This window comes from Bradyrhizobium sp. SZCCHNS3002, assembly GCF_032377435.1.
GTDB lineage: Bacteria > Pseudomonadota > Alphaproteobacteria > Rhizobiales > Xanthobacteraceae > Bradyrhizobium.
In genome coordinates this window covers 45,631-64,440 of the sequence record NZ_JAUHHY010000002.1, presented here as the reverse complement: position 1 = coordinate 64,440, position 18,810 = coordinate 45,631, and the positions used below count along the sequence as shown (strand labels likewise).

Below are 18,810 nucleotides of genomic sequence, written 5' to 3'. Positions count from 1 at the left end.
CTTATTCTGTCGTCAGTTGTTTGAAACGTGAATGCGTCTTCTCGCCCCGCTGTCGTCCCGGACAAGCCGTGACGCGCGCCAGCGCGGCACGGCGCCGATCCGGGACCCATACGCCGCGGCGGTCGTGCCGGGCAAAGGGCCAATGACCAGTGCGCCTCAAACCATTCCCTGGGGGTATGGATCCCGGCTCAAGGCCGGGACGACAGAAGGGGGCGGCGATACAGCGAGGCCTCCACCAACCGTCGATGATGCAGGAGGGCGCCGTGTTATCAGCTCAATGCGCCTCGTCCCAATTATCAGCCGCGCGTGCGTCGACGTGCAGCGGGACCGACAGCAGCACGGCCGGGAACGGCGCGTCCTGCATGACGTGCTGCACGACCGGCAGAGTTGCCGCGACCTCGTCGTCCGGGACCTCGAAGATCAATTCGTCATGCACCTGCAGCAGCATCTGAGCCGACAGCTTCTTTTGCGCCAGCGCCTCTTCCACCCGCGTCATGGCGCGGCGGATGATGTCCGCAGCCGTGCCCTGCAGCCGCGCGTTGATCGCGGCGCGCTCGTTGAAGGCGCGGACCGAGGCGTTCGACGCCTTGATCTCCGGGTAATGGCACTTGCGGCCGAACAGCGTGACGACATAGCCGTTCTTGCGGCAGAACTCGCGGGTCTCGTCCATATAGTCGCGGATGCCGGGGAAGCGCTCGAAATAGCGCTTGATGTAGGCCGAAGCCTCCTCGCGGGCGATGCCGAGCTGGTTGGCGAGGCCGAAGGCGGAGATGCCGTAGATGATGCCGAAATTGATCGCCTTGGCCCGGCGGCGGACTTCGCTCGGCATGTCCTTGATCGGCACGCCGAACATTTCCGAGGCCGTCATCGCGTGGATGTCGAGCCCGTCCTTGAACGCCTGCTTCAGCACGGGAATGTCGGCGATCTCCGCCAGCAGCCGCAGCTCGATCTGCGAGTAGTCGGCCGACACCAGCTTGTGGCCGGGTGCGGCGATGAAGGCGCGGCGGATCTTGCGACCGTCCTCGGTCCGGACCGGGATGTTCTGCAGGTTCGGCTCGTTCGACGACAGCCGTCCCGTCGTGGTCGCCGCCAGGGCATAGGTGGTGTGCACGCGATGCGTCTGCGGGTTGACATAGGTCGGCAGCGCATCGGTGTAGGTCGATTTCAGCTTCGAGACCTGGCGCCATTCCAGGATCTTGCGCGCGAAATCGTTGCCTTGCTCGGCGAGGTCATCGAGGATCGATGCGGATGTCGACCAGGCGCCGGTCTTGGTCTTGGTGCCGCCCGAAAGCCCCATCTTGCCGAACAGGATGTCGCCGATCTGCTTGGGGCTGCCGACATTGATCGGCTCGCCGGCCAGCTCCTGCAGCTCGGCCTCGACGCGCGCCGCCGTCTGGGCAAAGTCGCCGGAGAGGCGCGACAGCACCTGCCGGTCGATCGAGATGCCGCGCCGCTCCATGCGTGCGAGCACGGAGACCAGCGGCCGCTCCAAGGTCTCGTAGACGGCGGTCATGCGCTCGGCCGTGAGGCGCGGCTTCAGCACGCGCCAGACCCGATGGATGACATCGGCGGCTTCCGCGGAATGCGCGGTGGCGCGATCGATTGCGACCTGCTCGAAGGTCAGCTTGTTCCGGCCGCTGCCGATCAGCTCGCTCTCGCTGAGCAGCGCGTGGGCGAGCACATGCTCGGCCAGCGAGTCGAGCTTGTGCGAGCCGCGTCCGGCGTCGAGCGCGTAGCTCATCAGCAGGATGTCGTCGACATTCGCAAGGATGATGCCGTGTTGCGCCAGCAGCACGGCGAGGAACTTGATGTTGTAGCCGATCTTCAGCAGCCCGGTCGTTTCGAGGATCGGCTTCAGCGCCGCAAGCGCATCGCTTTCCTTGATCTGGTCGGGCGCGAGCCCGGCATCGAACAACCCGCCGCCATCGCCGGCCTGGCGATGCGCCAGCGGGATGTAGCAGGCCTCGTTCGGCGCCAGCGCCAGCGAAAGGCCGCACAGGCTCGCCTGCATCGGGTCGATCGAGCTGGCCTTCACATCGATCGTGACGCGGCCGAGATCGTGCACGCGCGCCAGCCAGGCGTTCAGCTCGGGCAGGCTGCGGACAGTCTGATACTTGTCGCGATCGATCCGCGCGCTCTTGGCCGCCTCCGCCCTGGTCTCGGCGAGACCAGCGGGCGTGCCCTTGCTCATTGCGGACTTGTCTATCCGCGGATCTCCGGTGCGAGGGCTCCCTCCCCCCTTGTGGGGGAGGGTTGGGGAGGGGGGTGCTCCGGAGGGACCGCTCGTGGAGCGCCCCCCTCTCTGACCCTCCCCCACAAGGGGGGAGGGAACGGAGGGAGCAGTGCCTGCGCCACTTTTCAACTGCTCATCCGCCGTCACATCCGCCGGATCGATCTGCGAATACTCCGCGACGCGTCGCGTCAGCGTCGAGAACTCCATCGCCTTGAGGAAGGCGATCAGCTTGCGCGGATCGGGCTCGTGGACGGCCAGATCGTCCAGCGGCACCTCGAGCGCGACCTTGTCGTCGAGCAGCACGAGCTGGCGCGAGATCCGCGCCTTCTCGGCGTTCTCGATCAAAGCCTCGCGTCGCTTCGGCTGCTTGATCTCGACCGCGCGAGTCAGCAGGCCTTCGAGGTCGCCATAGTCGGTGATCAACTGCGCCGCGGTCTTGATGCCGATGCCGGGCACGCCCGGCACGTTGTCGGTGGAATCGCCGGCCAGCGCCTGCACCTCGACCACCTTCTCCGGCGGCACGCCGAACTTCTCGATCACCTCGGCGACGCCGATGCGTCGGTCCTTCATCGTGTCGTACATCGTGACGCAGTCGTTGACGAGCTGCATCAGGTCCTTGTCGGAGGACACGATGGTGGTGGTGGCGCCGCGCTCGCAGGCGAGCCGCGCATAGGTCGCGATCAGGTCGTCGGCCTCGAAGCCCGACTGCTCCAGGCACGGCAGGTCGAAGGCGCGGACCGCCTCGCGGATCAGCGCGAATTGCGGGATCAGGTCGTCGGGCGCCGGCGGCCGGTGCGCCTTGTAGTCGGCATAGATCTTGTTGCGGAACGTGACCTCGGACTTGTCGAACACGATCGCCAGATGCGTCGGCCGGTCGGTCTCGGGCATGTCGCGCAGCAGCTTCCACAGCATGTTGCAGAAGCCGAGCACGGCATTGAGATTCAGACCGTCGGACTTGCGGTTGAGCGGCGGCAGCGCGTGATAGGCGCGGAAGATGTAGGACGAGCCGTCGACCAGGAACACATGATCGCCTTTGGCCGCGCCCTTCGCCAAATTCTTGGCGGCGGCAGGCACAGGGGCGGCGGGCGTGGCGGCGGCTTTCTGGGGAGCTTTGGGCATGGCCGCAATGTAGGGAATTTGGCCGGGATTGACACCCTCGGAACGGCAGAATCCGGCGCGTTCCCCACGCAAATCGGCGCCGGCTGCGAGCCGTGCTCGCGCCAAAAACTCCGCTGTCGTCCCAGGCAAGCCCCGACGGCGCGAAGCGCTGGCGGGGCGCCGACCCGGGACCTACACTCCCAGGCGGTGATGAGGCGGCATGCTGGAGCCACAGCGTGCCTCACATGGAGGACGGCGGTTATGGGTCCCGGGTCTTCGCCCGGGACGACACCATGGATGTGGCTACTCCGCCGGCTGCAACACAGCCTTCGGCTTTGGCGGCGCGATCCAGAACGCGATCGGGCGTTCGAACAGGAAGCGGGCGCCGGTACGCAGCGCGAGGCGCCAGATCGCGAGCGCGCCGAGCACGCCGGCGATGGTGACGAGCAGCGAGATCGTTCCGATGTCCGTGATGATCCCGGTCTTCAGCAGCACCGTACGCGTCGCCGCCATCGGCAGGAAGAAGGCGAGATAGATCACGATCGAATGCTCGCCGCAGAACCGCAATGCGTTGAGGAGCTGCGCGCGCGCCAGCAGCGTGCCGGCGATGATGATGGCGACGGCGCCGGCATAGCCGAGCATGAGGGAGACAGCCGGCCACTCGCTGACGCCGAGGTTCACCAGCGACTGGTTGATGACAGCCCAGGCGAGCAGGCCGATGATCGCGAGCATGGGCTGCGCGCGGGCCCGGTCCGACACTGCGAAGATGTAGGTCGCGAACAGATAGCCCGAATAGATGTAGACGAAGCGGGCGCAGAATTCGTCGATCACGGTCCAGCCGGTAACGATGTGCGCCATTTCGAGGCCGGCCGCGATGCCCCAGATCACCGGCGCCGGCAGCCTCCGTGTCAGTTTGATGACGACGAAGAAGATCGGCAGCAGATAGATGAACCACAGCGTGCCGAACGGCTCGATGAAGGATTCCAGATACATATAGCCGGCGTGCGGCCAGCCGGACGCGGCGGCGAAGCCGGGCGCCTTGAAGCCGAACTGGATGGTCACCCACAATACGTAGAAATAGGCGAAATGCACGACCTTGCGGTCGAGATAGGTGCGCCAGTCGCGGTTGATGACCAGTGGCAGAAACAGGCCGGAAATCAGGAAGAAGTCGGGCATCCGGAACGGCTTGGCGAAGGCGACGACGGCGTGCATGAAGCCGGTCTCGCCGGCGGCGAGCTCGACGCCCAGCACCGAATGCATCATCACCACCATGATGATGCAGATACCCTTGGCGTAGTCCACCCAGTCGATGCGCGTCTCGGTTCCGGCCGTTTTCGGCGTACCATTCGCGGTCATGCTGTCCCTCTTTGGCGCGGAGCTGCCGCATTGTCGGGCAGAGCCGTTAATACTCCTCTCTGTCATCCAAACGTCATGCCGTTTTCTAAATTCCCCTTGAACCGCAAATGGTTTAAGACGCGAAAGTATTAACCTTGAAGGATGGGTTTCGATGCGAATTGCGATGATCGGCACGGGCTATGTGGGTCTGGTGTCCGGTGCCTGCTTCGCCGATTTCGGTCACCAGGTGACCTGCGTGGACAAGGACGAGAGCAAGATCGCCGCGCTGCATCGCGGAGAAATCCCGATCTTCGAGCCCGGGCTGGATGCGCTGGTCGCGGCCAACGTGAAGGCCAAGCGGCTCGATTTCACCACCGATCTCAAGCAGCCGGTCGCGGAAGCCGACGCCGTGTTCATCGCGGTCGGTACGCCGTCGCGGCGCGGCGACGGTCACGCCGACCTCACCTACGTCTATGCCGCGGCGCGCGAGATCGCCGCGTCGCTCACTGGCTTCACGGTCGTCGTGACCAAATCGACCGTGCCGGTCGGTACCGGCGACGAGGTCGAGCGCATCATCCGCGAGACCAATCCGGCGGCCGACGTCGTGGTCGCCTCCAATCCGGAATTCCTGCGCGAGGGTGCGGCGATCCGCGACTTCAAATGGCCCGATCGTATCGTGGTCGGTACCGACGATGACCGCGGTCGCAAGGTGCTCGGCGACATCTATCGGCCGTTATCGCTGAACCAGGCGCCGGTCATGTACACGGCGCGGCGCACCGCCGAGCTGATCAAATACGCCGCCAACGCGTTCCTCGCGACCAAGATCACCTTCATCAACGAGGTCGCCGATCTCGCGGAGAAGGTCGGCGCCGACGTGCAGGAGGTGGCGCGCGGCATCGGTCTCGACAACCGCATCGGCGCCAAGTTCCTGCATGCCGGTCCCGGCTTCGGCGGCTCGTGCTTCCCGAAGGACACGCGCGCACTGATCAAGATCGCGCAGGACTACGATACGCAGTTGCGCATCGTCGAATCCGTCCTGGCCGTCAACGACAACCGCAAGCGTGCGATGGCGCGCAAGGTGGCGCATGCCGTCGGCGGCAATCTGCGCGGCAAGACAGTCGCTGTGCTCGGCCTCACCTTCAAGCCGGAGACCGACGACATGCGCGAGGCGCCGTCGATCCCGCTGGTGACCGGGTTGCTCGACATGGGCGCCAAGGTGCGGGCGCATGATCCCGTCGGCATCGAGCAGGCCAAGAAGGAGCTGCCGGAGATCGCCTATTACGATGATCCCTATGCGTGCGCGACGGGCGCCGATGCGATCGTGCTGGTGACCGAATGGGTGCAGTACCGCGCCATGGACCTCGATCGCCTCAAGGAGGTGATGGCCAGTCCTGTCGTCGTCGACCTGCGCAACGTCTACCGCCCGGACGAGATGGCGGCGCACGGCTTCGTCTACGAGAGCGTGGGCCGGCCGTCGGTGAAGGGCGCGTGATGCGGCGTGCGTGACATGGCGTTGTCATACCCCGCGAGGGCGGGGTATCCAGTACGCCCGATCTTCGTCATCTGCGAGATCTGCGTTTACTGGATGGCCCGCCTTCGCGGGCAATGACGGGTTCGACGATTGCCGCTTCGCTTCGATACACCGCTGCCCATCGATGCCGTGCTGGACGAACTGTCCGGCACGCTCGCACGCAGCAGCACCGCCGTGCTGGTGGCGCCGCCTGGTGCCGGCAAGACGACCCGGGTGCCGCTGGCGCTGCGCGATGCGCCGTGGGTCGGGACCAACAAGATCATCGTGCTGGAGCCGCGCCGGATCGCCGCCCGCGCCAGCGCCGAGCGGATGGCGAAGTCGCTCGGCGAGCGTGCCGGCGAGACCGTCGGCTATCGCGTACGATTCGGCTCGAAGGTCTCGCGCGCGACCCGCATCGAGGTCGTCACCGAAGGCATCTTCACCCGGCAGATCCTCGACGATCCCGAGCTCACCGGCGTCGCCGCCGTGCTGTTCGACGAATTCCACGAGCGCTCGCTCGATGCCGATCTGGGCCTCGCTTTGGCACGCGATGCGCAGCAGGGCTTGCGCGAGGATCTCCGCATCCTCGTGATGTCGGCGACGCTCGACGGCGCCCGCGTCGCCAGCCTGCTCGGCAATGCGCCGGTGGTCGAGAGCGAAGGCCGCGCCTATCCGGTCGAGACGCGCTATGTCGGCCGCAAGCCGGATGCGCCGGTCGAACGCCAGATGGCTGAGACCATCGCGGCCGCGCTGCGCGCCGACGCGGGCTCGGTGCTGGCGTTCCTGCCGGGGGCCGCCGAAATCCGGCGCACCCAGACCATGCTGGCCGAGCGCGTCCACGATGCCAGCGTCGAGATCGTGCCGCTGTTCGGCGCGCTCGATTCCGCCGTGCAGGACCGCGCCATCTCGCCCGCCCCGAAGGGGCAGCGCAAGGTGGTGCTGGCGACCTCGATTGCCGAGACCTCGCTGACCATCGAGGGCGTGCGCATCGTGGTCGATTCCGGCCTCGCCCGGGTGCCGCGCTACGAGCCGGACATCGGCCTGACCAGGCTGGAGACGGTGCGGGCTTCGCGCGCCGCCGTGGATCAGCGCCGCGGCCGCGCCGGCCGCACCGAGCCTGGCGTCTGCTACCGGTTATGGGACGAGCCGCAGACGGCCTCGCTGGCGGCCTATACGCAGCCGGAAATTCTCAGCGCCGACCTGTCCTCGCTGGTCCTCGATCTGGCGCAATGGGGTGTCAGTGACCCCTCCACGCTGAGCTTCCTCGATCCGCCGCCGCAACCGGCTTGGAAGGAGGCGAGGGACCTGCTGCGCGAGCTCGATGCGCTCGATGCCAATGGCAGGCTGACCGACGAGGGCCGGCGGCTGCGGGCGCTGGCGCTGCCGCCGCGGCTGGCGCGGATGATCGTCGATGCCGCCGACCACGGCGCGGCGGCGCAGGCCGCCGACATCGCCGCCATCCTGACCGAGCGCGGGCTGGGCGGCGACAGCGTTGATCTCGAGGTGCGGCTCGATCAGTTCCGCCGCGACCGCTCGCCGCGCGCGCAAAGTGCCCGCGACCTGGCGCGGCGGTGGGCGCAGCAGGTGTCGTCCGCGTCCGCCCGCGCCGGAGAAGCGGACATCTCCACCGGCCTGATGCTTGCCTTCGCCTTTCCCGACCGGGTCGCGCGTAATCGCGGCAATGGCAGCTTCGTGCTCGCCAACGGCCGCGGCGCCGCCGTCGACCCAGCCTCGTCGCTGGCGCGCGTGCCCTATATCGCGGTCGGTGAGCTGACCGGAACGGCGGCCAACGGCCGCATCCTGCTGGCGGCGCCGCTGGCGATCGAGGACATCGAGCGCCACTTCGCCGCGCACATCGAAGCCAAGGACGAGATCAGCTTCGATCAAAACGCGATGGCGTTGCGGGCGCGCCGACGGCGCAAGCTGCATGCGATCACCATGGCCGATGCGCCGGTCGCGCTGACGCCGTCGGAGGAGACCGCGCGCATCTTCGCGGAAGGGATCTGCGCGGCCGGGCTCGACCGGCTGCCGTGGTCGAAGGCCGCCAGGCAGTGGCGTGACCGCGTCACCTTCCTGCGCAGGGCGGAAGGCGACAGTTGGCCTGACCTGTCGGATGCGGGCCTCGCCGAGCGGCGCGAGGACTGGCTGGTGCCGCTGCTGTCCGACAAGACCGCGCTCAAGGACATATCGCCCGGCGACGTCTCCGATGCCGTGATGGCGCTGCTGCCCTGGGATCTCCGCGCCCGGCTCGACCGAGAGGCGCCGACTCATTTCGAGGCGCCGACCGGCACGATGCTGGCGATCGACTACGAGGCCGAGCAGGGGCCTACCATCGCGGTGCGGCTGCAGGAGCTGTTCGGCCTGAACGTCCATCCCTCGATCGCGCGCGGCGCGGTGCCGCTGGTGCTGGAGCTGCTGTCGCCGGCGCAGCGGCCGGTGCAGGTGACGCGCGACCTGCCCGGCTTCTGGCGCGGCTCCTATGCCGCGGTCCGCACCGACCTGCGCGGCCGCTATCCACGCCATCCCTGGCCCGACGATCCCGCCCATGCCGAGCCGACCCGGCGGGCCAAGCCGCGGGGGACATAGCTCATGCAAATTGTACCGCCGCCGTCGTTGTCGTTAACGCTTCACTCATCGTTTTCGCCAAAATGGCGGCGGCAGCCGGTCGCTCGCAGTCGCCCGTCAGCGGCTTTGATGGTCAAATCGGTTGCGGGGTAAAGTCGGGCGTTTGCGTCATGCGTAACATAATGATCTTCGCGGCCGTTCTCGTCGGTCTCGGCACCTTCATGGCGCAACTGGCCGATCGCCTGACCCCGGCGTCGGCATCCGCGACGCCGTCGGTGCGCGCGGCCGCGGTGGACCCGTCGGCTGCGAGCCAGCGCAGCCTGAGCATTCCGACCGACCGCCGCGGTCATTTCCGCGCCGACGGCCGCATCGACGGTCAGCGCATCAGCTTCATGGTGGATACCGGCGCCTCGATGGTCGCGCTGAACGAGAGTTCGGCCGCCCGCTTCGGCCTCCGTCCGGCGCGCGGCGACTACACCGCCACCGTGACCACGGCGAACGGCACCGTGAAGGCGGCCCGCGCCAGGCTCGCGATGGTCGAGCTCGGCGAGCTCACCGTGCGCGACGTCGATGCCCTGGTGCTGCCCGATACCGCGCTGTCGGAGAACCTGCTTGGCCTGTCCTTCCTGTCCAAGCTGAAGCGCTTCGCCTACGCCAACGGCCAGATGGTGTTGGAGCAGTAGGCTGCGCCTTCACCGCATCTTGGTGCATGCAGTGACGGCCCCCATATACCGGCAGGCGGATTGGTTCAGCGGACGGGGCGGTCCCGCCTGATTGTTGCCTGCATTCATCTGCCTTCTGCCATTGTCGTCCGACGTCGTATCAGGCACGACTGCATTCTTCCGTTGATGTGATTTCCCGAGGCCGTCTCCTGATGTTTCCGAAACCCAAGCCCGTCCTGGTTCCCAATACCTACGCCTTCGAATCCGAGCCGATGGTGAAGCCGACGGGCTTCCGCGAATATGACGCGCGCTGGCTGTTCAACAAGGAAATCAACTTGATGGGGGTGCAGGCGCTCGGCATGGGGCTGGGCGCGCTGATCGCCGAACGCGGCGTCCAGCGGGAGATCGTGACCGGGCACGATTTCCGCGGCTACTCCGCCTCGATCAAATACGCCCTGATCTCGGGCCTGATGGCCGCCGGCTGCAAGGTGCACGACATCGGCCTTGCGGTGACGCCGATGGCCTATTTCGCCCAGTTCGATCTCGATGTGCCCTGCGTCGCCATGGTGACCGCCTCGCACAACGACAATGGCTGGACCGGTGTGAAGATGGGTGCCAACCGCCCGCTCACCTTCGGCCCCGAAGAGATGACCCGGCTGAAGGAGATCGTGCTCAACGCCGAGTTCAAGAACGCCGGCGGTGGATCCTATCAGTTCCACGAGAATTTCCCGGCGCGCTACATCGCCGACCTCACCAGCAGGCCGAAGCTGAAGCGCAGGCTCAAGGTCGTTGCGGCCTGCGGCAACGGCACCGCCGGCGCGTTCGCGCCTGACGTGCTCGAGGCGATCGGCTGCGAGGTCATTCCGCTCGACACCGAGCTCGATCACACCTTCCCGAAATACAATCCCAATCCCGAAGACATGGAGATGCTGCACGCCATCCGCGATGCCGTGCTCGCGCATAAGGCCGATGTCGGCCTCGGCTTCGATGGCGACGGCGATCGCTGCGGCGTAGTCGACAACACCGGCGAGGAGATCTTCGCGGACAAGGTCGGCGTGATGCTGGCGCGCGACATGTCTGCGATCCACAAGGACGCGCAGTTCGTCGTCGACGTGAAGTCAACCGGCCTGTTCATGACCGATCCCGTGCTGCAGGCGCAGGGCGCGAAGACGGCGTATTGGAAGACAGGCCATTCCTACATGAAGCGCCGCACCAACGAGCTCGGTGCGCTTGCCGGCTTCGAGAAGTCGGGCCACTTCTTCTTCAACCGCCCGTTCGGGCGGGGCTATGACGACGGTCTGGTCTCGGCGATCGCGATCTGCGAGATGCTCGATCGGGCGCCGGGCAAGTCGATGGCCGACCTGAAGGACGCGCTGCCAAAGACCTGGTCGTCGCCGACCATGTCGCCGCATTGTGGCGACGAGGTCAAATACGGCGTCGCCGACGCCGTCGTGAAGCACTTCCAGGCGCTGCAGCGGCAGGGCGGCAAGGTGGCGGGGCAGCAGATCCGCGATCTCGTCACCGTCAACGGCGTCCGCGTCACGGTCGAAGACGGTAGCTGGGGTCTGGTGCGGGCCTCATCGAACAAGCCCGAACTCGTGGTGGTGGTCGAAAGCCCGGTGTCCGAGCGGCGCATGCACGACATGTTCGAGGCGGTCAACGAGGTGCTGCGGACGCATCCCGAAGTCGGCGCCTACAACCAGACGATCTGAGGCCGCGTTGATGATATCCCGCTAGGGTCGATGCTCGCGCCGATCCCATCCCATTCGATGGGATCAAGCGGCCCTCAGGGAGCTCAGGAACTGATCGACCTCGGATTTGAGCCGGCTCGATTGCGAGGTGAGTCCGTTCGCGGATTCCAGCAGCCGCGAGGCGGCGCTGCCGGTCTCGTCGGAAGCGCGGGTCACGCTGCCCATGCTTTGGCTGACCAGCCGCGTGCCTTCGGCCGCCTGCTGTACGTTGCCGGAAATTTCCCCGGTGGCGAGGCCCTGCTGCTCGACCGCGGTGGCGATCTCCTTGGAGATGTCGTCGATCTCGGCAATCGTTCCCCCGATCGCCTGGATGGCGGAGACGGCGTCACCCGTTGCGCTCTGAATGCTCTGCACCTGGCTGGAAATTTCCTCGGTGGCCTTCGCGGTCTGGTTGGCGAGCGCCTTGACCTCGCTTGCCACGACGGCAAAACCCTTGCCGTGCTCGCCGGCGCGCGCCGCCTCGATGGTGGCGTTCAGCGCCAGCAGGTTGGTCTGGCTGGCGATCGTCTGGATCAGCGTCACCACCTCGCCGATCTTCTGGGTGCCGGCAGCCAGGCTCTCGACCACCGTGTTGGTGCGGCGAGCTTCGTCCGCCGCTTTCGCGGCGATCTCCGCCGACCGCGTCACCTGCTGTGAGATATTGTTGATCGACGCGGTCAGCTCTTCCGTTGCGGCAGCGACCGTCTCGACATTGGTCGACGCCTGTTGCGAGGCGCCGGCCGCGGCCGACGTCTGGCGCGAGGACTCCGCGCTGCTCCGGCTCATCGACGAGGACAGGCTCTGCATCTCGTTGGCGGCGACGGCCACCGCCTCGACGATGCCGCCGATCTTGCGCTCGAAGCCTTCGGCGAGCTCGCGACGGGCAAGGTCCGCCTGCTGCTTGACGCGTTGCTCGGCCTCGAACCGCTCGGCGTTGGCGCGCGCCTCGGCAGCGATCGCCGATTCGGCTTCCGCGGTCTTGCGCGCGCTGGTTTCGAACAGCTGCGTCAGCTTGAGCGCAAGGGCGATGAGAACACCGGCCTCGATCAGCAGGATGACCGCATGCAGCACAACGCGGCCGAAATCAGCGCCGCCCGGGTAGATCGCTGCAGGAAACACGAAGTTCAGGACCAGATGATGAAGCGCGACGGCGACCGTGCCGGCCAGGATCGGCCGGTAGTCGCAATATGCGACCAGACAGGCGAGCGCGGCGAAAAAATACATGTGCAGGTCGATCTGCCAGGCATGTCCGGACATCTGGTAGACGAGCACGGATACGCCGCCCATGACGGCGACTGCGACGGTGAGCTGGGTCGACAAGGCGTCGCCGGCGCTGCGCCAGGAAAGGGTTGCCACCACTGCCATGACGACCATGAGCATGGTCGGCATCAGCCAGTCGCCGCGCGACAGCCCGATGATGAGGGAGAGCGGAACGTGAACCCAGAGCATCGCCAGCAGAAGCTTGCTGGTCGTGTGCCGGAGGGTTGCCAGATCGCTGGTCTCGACGTTCATTTCCGATTCCCCCAAAGAGATCATTTTGCAAAGCAGGCAGAGACCGCCTGCGGATCGATGATGAGCCAGGCTCCGGCCTCGCGCAGCCGCGCCGAGCCGTCATGTTCGCCGGGACGAACGACCAGCAGCGATGAAATGGCCGTTGTGCGCACGAGCGCGGCGTCAGCCGAGGCCGCGGCGAGCATCGCGTGTTGCGCGCTCCACCAGGGTGGGAAAGCGACGGCCACGATTTCGCTCCCCGCGCGCACTTGGAGTGACAGCGCGGCGACCGCGACAAAGCTCGCGATCAGAAGCGCCGTGGCATTGAGCCACGGGCGCGAAGACTGAGGTATGGTTGCACCGGACGTCATCGCATCCAAGAATAGAGGGATGGGAATAACTTCCGGTAAACGTTCGTTAGGGATGACGACTGAGATTGGGGACGCTAGCGCTGCAACATCGAAGCGGCCCGGAATGCTCGGCTCAGACCGGCGGCACCGGCAGCGCCGTGACCGACTTGATCTTCTCCATGGCGAAGCGCGAGGTGACGTTCTTGAGGGGCACCGCGCTGATCAGCTTCTTGTAGAAGACATCGTAGCTCTGCATGTCCGCAACGACGACGCGCAGCATGTAGTCGACGTCGCCGGCCATCCGGTAGAACTCCATCACCTCCGGCATCGAGCTGACCGCCTCGGCGAATTTGCGCAGCCAGGCCTCGGAATGGTCCGCGCTCTCCACCGACACGAACACGGAGATGCCGAGCCCGATCTTGTTCTGATCGACCAGGGCCACCCGGCGCAGGATCACGCCATCGGCCTCCAGCCGCTGGATGCGCTTCCAGCACGGTGTCGACGACAGTCCGACCCGATCGCCGATCTCGGCGACGGACAGCGATGCGTCCTCCTGCAGGACCATCAGAATCTTGCGGTCAATCGCATCGAGCCGGCGATTGGCCTCGGAGCCTTGGGCGGCGAAATCGGTCATGGAGAAATTTGTTCCATATGAAGGCTATATGACCCACATATAGAGAAAATCGTTCCAAGACAAGGGTTGGCCGTTCAGCCCTTTGCGGCCGGGGCTGACGGTTTCCGCGGCGGGGTGGGGTGGTTTCCTGCTACCGCTCGTCGTTCTCTTTCAACCAGCGGCCGACCAGATGATGAGCAATGGCGAACGGATGCGGTCCTGCCAAGCCATCCGGATGCTGCCGCAGCAGCATCTGCCGGGCCTCGTCGCGGCTGAACCAGCGCACGTCCTCGAGCTCGGTGCGGTCGATGACGATGTCTTCGTTGAGTGCCCGGGCGCTGCAGCCGATCATCAGCGACGACGGGTAGGGCCAGGGCTGGGTCATGTAATAAGTCACGTCGGTGCAGCGAATGCCGGATTCTTCGAACACCTCGCGCCGGACGGCGTCCTCGATCGTCTCAGCCGCCTCGACGAAGCCGGCGAGGCAGGAATACATGCCGGTCGGAAACTGCTTCTGCCGCCCGAGCAGGCACTTGTCGCCGGAGGCGACCAGCGAGATCACGACCGGATCGGTGCGCGGGAAATGCTCCGTCTTGCAGCTCGGGCATTCGCGCTTCCAGCCGCCCTCGCGCATGGCGGTCTTGGCGCCGCAATTGGCGCAGAAGCCGTGGCGCTGATGCCAGGACACCAGGGACTTGGCCATCGCGATGGTGGCGAGCTGGTCGACCGGGATCGCGCCCTGCATCGCCATGCCGCGCAGCTCGGTCACGGACACGTCCTCGCGCCCGGCGAGCTTCTCGACCGCGGCCGGCGAGATGCCCATGCCGAACACGGCCGCTCCGTCCTGCAGCCCGAGGAAGATCGTTCCCGGATTGGCACCGAACTTCAGCGCCTCGTCGATCGACAGCAGCGCGCGCAGCTGGTCGCCCTCGCGCTTCAGCACCAGCGAATCGCGATGCACGACATAGGCCCGCGTCGACGGCTTGCTCTCGAAGGCAATCAGCTTGTCGTCGTGGAAGCGCAGATGGGCGGCGCGATCGATCGGATGGCCGACGAAGGCCGGCTTGCCCAGCGGAAACAAGTCGAATGGCGACATCTCTCACCCTAGCCAGATCTTGCGCCTGATAGCGCTGATGAACTGCTGCACCTCCTGCGCATCGTGGGGCACAGGCGGCGCGGCGCCCCACACCGGTCGCGGCCAGGCCACGTCACTTGTGCGTCGCGCGATGATGTGGACGTGCAACTGCGGCACCATGTTGCCGAGCGCGGCGACGTTGAGTTTGTCGCATTTGGTGATCTCTTTGAGCGCGCGTGACGCCCGCGTGATCTCGGTCATCAGCTGCGCCTGCGCGACCTCGTCGAGATCGATGATCTCGACCGCGCCCTCGCGCCGCGGCACCAGCAGCAGCCAGGGATAGTTCGCGTCCTTGATCACCAGCACGCGGGACAGCGGCAGGTCGCCAATGTCGATCGTATCCTTCGCAAGTTGCGGATGCAGCGACCAGGCTGATTCGGGCATGCGGCGGTTCCTGGCGGATGGTCAGGCGGGAGCTCGACGGCACCTAAAGCCTTTCCGAGCTGCGGCACAAGCCCGCGGGGCGGTAGAGCGGGCCGGCGAAGCTCGCGCTTGCTTTCCGGACCATTTGGCCCCAAATAGGCAGCGGGAGATTGGCGGTGGACGAGCCACTCGCCAACCGGGTCAGGTCCGGAAGGAAGCAGCCCTAACGAGGTCCGGATCGGGTCGCTCGTCAGTCTCCTACCTGTTTTTTCGAGCGAATCGCGCAAAGATGGCGGGGACCCCGCGCAGGGCGGGCGCTCGACCGCGCTCCGGTTGATTGCGTCGAGGCTGATGGCGTCGACGATCGCGATCGATGCCGGACTGGAATGCTCACTTGCGGATCGCTCGATGACTGACGCTGGCGCCCCACCTGTTCCGCCTGACAGCGCCGACGCTCCCGCCAAGCCCTACCGGGTGCTGGCGCGCAAATACCGCCCCTCCAGCTTCGCGGATCTGATCGGCCAGGAGGCCGTGGTGCGCACGGTCTCGAACGCGTTCGAGACCGGCCGGATTCCGCAGGCCTGGATCCTGACCGGCGTCCGCGGCGTCGGCAAGACCACCACCGCCCGCATCCTCGCCCGCGCCCTGAACTACGAGCTGCCCGACGGTTCGGTGAAGGGCCCGACGATCCACATGCCGGTGCTCGGCACCCATTGCCAGGCGATCATGGAAAGCCGGCACATGGACATCCTGGAGATGGACGCGGCGTCCCATACCGGCGTCGACGACGTCCGCCAGATCAACGACAGCGTCCGCTATGCGCCGGCCAGCGCGCGCTACAAGGTCTACATCATCGACGAAGTCCACATGCTGTCGACGGCGGCGTTCAACGCCTTCCTGAAGACCTTGGAGGAGCCGCCGGAGCACGCCAAGTTCGTGTTCGCCACCACCGAGATTCGCAAGGTCCCGGTGACGGTGCTGTCGCGCTGCCAGCGCTTCGACCTGAGGCGGGTCGAGGCCGACGTGCTGATGAAACATCTTTCGGGCATCGCGACCAAGGAAGGCGTGACGATCGAGCCCGAGGCGCTCGGCATCATCGCGCGCGCCGCCGAAGGCTCGGTGCGCGATTCCTTGTCGCTGCTCGATCAGGCGATCGCGCACAGCGCCGGCGAGGTCCGTGCCGACGATGTCCGGCAGATGCTCGGCCTCGCCGACCGCACTCGCGTCATCGACCTGTTCCACCATCTCGCCAGCGGCGACATCGCCGCCGCCTTCAAGGAATTCCGCGAGCAATATGACGTCGGCGCCGACCCCGTGGTCGTGCTGTCGGACCTGGCCGAGTTCGTGAACTTCGTCACCCGGGTGAAGGTCGTGCCGGCCACGGCTGACAACGTCGCCTTCAGCGAGACCGAGCGGCTGCGTGCGCGCGACTTCGCCACCAAGCTGTCGATGAGGGTGCTGTCGCGGATGTGGCAGATGCTGCTGAAGGGCATCGCCGAGACGCAAGGTGCGACGCGCCCGGCTGCAGCGGCGGAAATGGTGCTGGTGCGGATTGCCTATGCGGCCGATCTGCCGACGCCTGACGAAGCCATTCGGATGATCGACCAGAACGGTGGTGGCTCGCCGATCGTCACGAACGGCGGCGGGGCGCGTCCTGCGCCGGCATCCACCATGAGCGCGGGAACGCCGCCTGTGATGACGTCGGCGCCGATGCAGGCGCCGCGCGCGCAAGGCCCGACGCTCGCCGCGGTCGGCGGTTCGATGCGCCCGCAGGCGATGTCATCGCAGCCGTCACCGGCATCGCAGGACCAGCCCGCGCTGCGCTTGGCGAGCTTCCAGGAACTCGTCGCGCTGGCCGGCAAGAATCGTGACCTGATCACCAAGAGCGCGCTGGAGATGGACGTGCGGCTGGTCCGCTTCGAAGAGGGACGGCTGGAGATCGCGCTGGAACGGACGGCGCAACGCTCGCTTGTCTCGGACCTCGGCCGCAAGCTGGAAGACTGGACCGGCCGGCGCTGGACGGTGATCGTTTCCAACGAGCCGGGTCAGGCGACCTTGCGCGAGCAGAATCTGCGCGCCAAGAGCGAGCGCGAGGCGGCGGCGGAGGCCGATCCGCGCGTACAGGAGATCCTGGCGCGGTTCCCGGGCACCAAGGTGGTCGAAGTGCGCCGGCTCGCCCCCGAGCCGCCCGAATCGGACGCCAGTGCTGTCGAGCCGCCCGACGAGTCCGACGATGACGATTTCTAGAGCATGATCCGGAAACGTGGAAACCGGTCTTCCGAAAGATCATGCTCAACAAGAAGGCTGATGATGAGGTGCTCCGATGGCTGACTTTCTCGGCATGATGAAACAGGCGGCGCAGCTGCAGACGAAGATGCAGGAAATGCAGGAGGAGCTCGGCAACGTCGAGGTCGAGGGCATCTCGGGCGGCGGTCTGGTCGCCGTGCGCATGACCGCCAAGATGGACGTGAAGAGCATCAAGATCGATCCGTCGCTGCTCAAGCCGGAGGAGGCCGAGATCCTGGAAGACCTGCTGGTCACCGCGCACGGCGACGCGCGGCGCAAGGCGGAAGCCGCGATGCAGGAGAAGATGCAGGCCATCACCGGCAAGCTCGGCCTGCCGCCAGGCTTCGGTTTTGGTTAGTTGACCCGATGACATTCGTGAACTGATGGCCGTCGCCGGTCCTGAGATCGAACGCCTGATCCAGCTGCTTGCGCGCCTGCCCGGCCTCGGGCCGCGCTCGGCGCGGCGTGCCGCGCTCCATCTGATCAAGAAGCGCGAGGCGCTGATGGTGCCACTCGCCTCGGCGCTGCAGGTCGCGATCGACCGCATCCAGGTCTGCAAGACCTGCGGCAACATCGATACCCAGAATCCCTGCACGGTGTGCACCGATCCGCGGCGCGATCCCGCGATGATCGTCGTCGTCGCCGATGTCGCCGATCTCTGGGCGCTGGAGCGCGCCAAGGCCTCGAACGGCCGCTATCACGTGCTCGGCGGCACCTTGTCGCCGCTCGACGGAGTCGGTCCGCAGGACCTCACCATCGACGCGCTGGTGCAGCGCGCGCATGCGCCGGAGGTGCAGGAGATCATCCTCGCATTGAACGCGACGGTCGATGGCCAGACCACCGCCCACTACATCACCGACCTCCTGCAGGAGGCGAACGTCAAGGTCACGCGGCTGGCGCATGGCGTGCCGGTCGGCGGCGAGCTCGACTATCTCGACGAAGGCACGCTCTCGGCCGCGATGCGGCAGCGGACCTTGTTCTAGGCACAGACGAAAGTGGAATGATGACGAAACGCGGATTCGGCAAACGGCTGGCTTTGGGCGCGATTTGGGTGGCGCTCTCGGCTCCGTCCGTCCTGGCGCAGCAGAGCGAGACACCGCAGAAGGTCGGCAAGCCGCTCAATGCTGGTGACGTGCTGTCCGGCGAGCTGAACGCGCTGAAGCTGAAAGGCGCCAAGCCGGGCCAGCCCTCCGCCGCCTATCAGATCACCAGCGAGCCGCGCCGCCTGCCGCCGCCGAGCGGGCTGTGCAATCTCGAGACCGGCCCGGAGACGTTCCAGCTCGTCACCGCGAACACGGCGCAGGCGTCGCAGCTCAAGGGGCTGCTCGGCAAGCAGATCGCGGTCAAGGTCGACGAGATCGCCTGCGCGCAGGATGCGGGACAGATGAGCGAGGCGGTCGTGACCAAGTGGAGCTTGGTGAAGCGTTGAGGCCGCTGGG

General features: G+C 66.4%; 15 protein-coding genes and 1 other RNA gene. 9 read left to right on the top strand and 7 right to left on the bottom strand.

Annotated features, from left to right (window positions below; genetic code table 11):
- Positions 1-274: 274 nt before the first annotated feature.
- Together polA and QW845_RS04710 are read right to left on the bottom strand one after the other, a co-directional pair.
- Entirely contained in the window at positions 275-3,352 is a 3,078-nt protein-coding gene (gene polA / locus QW845_RS04715) for a DNA polymerase I (RefSeq protein ID WP_315800492.1), read from the bottom strand.
- Between the two features lie 282 nt (positions 3,353-3,634).
- Positions 3,635-4,687: an acyltransferase family protein gene (locus tag QW845_RS04710; RefSeq protein WP_315800491.1), complete on the bottom strand. Its 1,053-nt coding sequence runs from the start codon at positions 4,685-4,687 to the stop codon at positions 3,635-3,637.
- A gap of 151 nt (positions 4,688-4,838) precedes the next feature.
- Here QW845_RS04710 and QW845_RS04705 point away from each other — a divergent pair, with 151 nt between their 5' ends.
- From QW845_RS04705 to QW845_RS04690, 4 genes are all read left to right on the top strand, one after another.
- A complete protein-coding gene (locus QW845_RS04705; protein WP_315800490.1) occupies positions 4,839-6,158 on the top strand; it encodes a UDP-glucose/GDP-mannose dehydrogenase family protein in 1,320 nt (439 codons plus the stop codon).
- 129 nt (positions 6,159-6,287) lie between these two features.
- Positions 6,288-8,762 (top strand): ATP-dependent helicase HrpB, encoded by a 2,475-nt coding sequence (gene hrpB / locus QW845_RS04700; protein ID WP_315800489.1) that lies wholly within the window; start codon positions 6,288-6,290, stop codon positions 8,760-8,762.
- Positions 8,763-8,923: 161 nt separating this feature from the next.
- Positions 8,924-9,424: a TIGR02281 family clan AA aspartic protease gene (locus QW845_RS04695; RefSeq protein WP_315800899.1), complete on the top strand. Its 501-nt coding sequence runs from the start codon at positions 8,924-8,926 to the stop codon at positions 9,422-9,424.
- A 191-nt stretch (positions 9,425-9,615) separates the two neighbouring features.
- Positions 9,616-11,115 carry a phosphomannomutase/phosphoglucomutase gene (locus QW845_RS04690; RefSeq protein WP_315800488.1) on the top strand — a complete coding sequence of 500 codons (1,500 nt, stop codon included), beginning with the start codon at positions 9,616-9,618 and terminating at the stop codon, positions 11,113-11,115.
- Positions 11,116-11,178: 63 nt separating this feature from the next.
- Here the strand turns inward: QW845_RS04690 and QW845_RS04685 are convergent, their stop codons facing one another.
- The 5 genes from QW845_RS04685 to QW845_RS04665 form a co-directional block, all read right to left on the bottom strand.
- Positions 11,179-12,645, bottom strand: coding sequence for a methyl-accepting chemotaxis protein (locus QW845_RS04685; protein WP_315800487.1), 1,467 nt, complete (start codon positions 12,643-12,645; stop codon positions 11,179-11,181).
- 20 nt (positions 12,646-12,665) lie between these two features.
- Complete coding sequence (locus QW845_RS04680) at positions 12,666-12,995, bottom strand: hypothetical protein (RefSeq protein WP_315800486.1); 330 nt, start codon at positions 12,993-12,995, stop codon at positions 12,666-12,668.
- Positions 12,996-13,107: 112 nt separating this feature from the next.
- Complete coding sequence (locus tag QW845_RS04675) at positions 13,108-13,608, bottom strand: Lrp/AsnC family transcriptional regulator (RefSeq protein ID WP_315800485.1); 501 nt, start codon at positions 13,606-13,608, stop codon at positions 13,108-13,110.
- A 130-nt stretch (positions 13,609-13,738) separates the two neighbouring features.
- The gene (nudC, locus tag QW845_RS04670) at positions 13,739-14,683 is read right to left on the bottom strand and encodes an NAD(+) diphosphatase (protein ID WP_315800484.1); all 945 of its coding nucleotides are present in this window, start codon (positions 14,681-14,683) and stop codon (positions 13,739-13,741) included.
- A 3-nt stretch (positions 14,684-14,686) separates the two neighbouring features.
- Entirely contained in the window at positions 14,687-15,106 is a 420-nt protein-coding gene (locus tag QW845_RS04665) for an HIT family protein (protein WP_315715346.1), read from the bottom strand.
- 144 nt (positions 15,107-15,250) lie between these two features.
- Between QW845_RS04665 and ffs the strand changes: the two genes are divergently transcribed.
- From ffs to QW845_RS04640, 5 genes are all read left to right on the top strand, one after another.
- Positions 15,251-15,347: signal recognition particle sRNA small type (gene ffs / locus QW845_RS04660), an RNA gene on the top strand.
- A gap of 146 nt (positions 15,348-15,493) precedes the next feature.
- Positions 15,494-17,332, top strand: coding sequence for a DNA polymerase III subunit gamma/tau (locus tag QW845_RS04655; RefSeq protein ID WP_315800483.1), 1,839 nt, complete (start codon positions 15,494-15,496; stop codon positions 17,330-17,332).
- A gap of 76 nt (positions 17,333-17,408) precedes the next feature.
- On the top strand, positions 17,409-17,729 hold the full coding sequence (locus QW845_RS04650; protein ID WP_315715348.1) for a YbaB/EbfC family nucleoid-associated protein: 321 nt from the start codon (positions 17,409-17,411) through the stop codon (positions 17,727-17,729).
- Between the two features lie 25 nt (positions 17,730-17,754).
- Positions 17,755-18,354: a recombination mediator RecR gene (gene recR, locus QW845_RS04645; protein WP_315715349.1), complete on the top strand. Its 600-nt coding sequence runs from the start codon at positions 17,755-17,757 to the stop codon at positions 18,352-18,354.
- 20 nt (positions 18,355-18,374) lie between these two features.
- Positions 18,375-18,800, top strand: coding sequence for a hypothetical protein (locus QW845_RS04640; RefSeq protein ID WP_315800898.1), 426 nt, complete (start codon positions 18,375-18,377; stop codon positions 18,798-18,800).
- The last annotated feature ends 10 nt before the right edge of the window (positions 18,801-18,810 follow it).

Bases quoted from the DNA above. Each gene is read 5' to 3' on its own strand.
- QW845_RS04690 (WP_315800488.1), top strand. From the start codon at position 9,616: ATGTTTCCGAAACCCAAGCCCGTCCTGGTTCCCAATACCTACGCCTTC.
- QW845_RS04665 (WP_315715346.1), bottom strand. From the start codon at position 15,106: ATGCCCGAATCAGCCTGGTCGCTGCATCCGCAACTTGCGAAGGATACG.
- QW845_RS04710 (WP_315800491.1), bottom strand. From the start codon at position 4,687: ATGACCGCGAATGGTACGCCGAAAACGGCCGGAACCGAGACGCGCATC.
- nudC (WP_315800484.1), bottom strand. From the start codon at position 14,683: ATGTCGCCATTCGACTTGTTTCCGCTGGGCAAGCCGGCCTTCGTCGGC.
- QW845_RS04705 (WP_315800490.1), top strand. From the start codon at position 4,839: ATGCGAATTGCGATGATCGGCACGGGCTATGTGGGTCTGGTGTCCGGT.
- QW845_RS04680 (WP_315800486.1), bottom strand. From the start codon at position 12,995: ATGACGTCCGGTGCAACCATACCTCAGTCTTCGCGCCCGTGGCTCAAT.
- recR (WP_315715349.1), top strand. From the start codon at position 17,755: ATGGCCGTCGCCGGTCCTGAGATCGAACGCCTGATCCAGCTGCTTGCG.
- QW845_RS04640 (WP_315800898.1), top strand. From the start codon at position 18,375: ATGACGAAACGCGGATTCGGCAAACGGCTGGCTTTGGGCGCGATTTGG.
- QW845_RS04695 (WP_315800899.1), top strand. From the start codon at position 8,924: ATGATCTTCGCGGCCGTTCTCGTCGGTCTCGGCACCTTCATGGCGCAA.
- QW845_RS04685 (WP_315800487.1), bottom strand. From the start codon at position 12,645: ATGAACGTCGAGACCAGCGATCTGGCAACCCTCCGGCACACGACCAGC.
- polA (WP_315800492.1), bottom strand. From the start codon at position 3,352: ATGCCCAAAGCTCCCCAGAAAGCCGCCGCCACGCCCGCCGCCCCTGTG.
- QW845_RS04650 (WP_315715348.1), top strand. From the start codon at position 17,409: ATGGCTGACTTTCTCGGCATGATGAAACAGGCGGCGCAGCTGCAGACG.
- QW845_RS04655 (WP_315800483.1), top strand. From the start codon at position 15,494: ATGACTGACGCTGGCGCCCCACCTGTTCCGCCTGACAGCGCCGACGCT.
- QW845_RS04675 (WP_315800485.1), bottom strand. From the start codon at position 13,608: ATGACCGATTTCGCCGCCCAAGGCTCCGAGGCCAATCGCCGGCTCGAT.